General features: G+C 41.8%; 1 pseudogene. It reads left to right on the top strand.

The window, feature by feature from the left end:
- A pseudogene (locus SB749_RS20835) lies at positions 1-237 on the top strand (metal ABC transporter permease); the annotation flags it as partial.

Genomic DNA, 237 nt, shown 5'->3' with positions numbered 1-237 from the left:
ACCGGCGAGTTAACGATTGGTGAGCTGGTAATGATCAATGCGTATATGATCCAATTATTTTTACCGCTTAACTTCTTGGGATTTGTGTATAGAGAAATACGCCGTGCCCTTACCGACCTTGAAAACATGCTTGGGTTATTAAATACCTCACCCAAAGTAGCAGATAGCGAAACTGCGCAACCATTAGCACTCAAAAATGGGGCAATTAGCTTTGAAAATGCCAGCTTTAGCTACGAT

Origin of the sequence: Brevibacterium sp. SIMBA_078 (assembly GCF_046534565.1) — a bacterium.
Lineage (GTDB): Bacteria > Actinomycetota > Actinomycetes > Actinomycetales > Brevibacteriaceae > Brevibacterium.
This window is presented reverse-complemented; position numbering and strand designations above follow the sequence as displayed.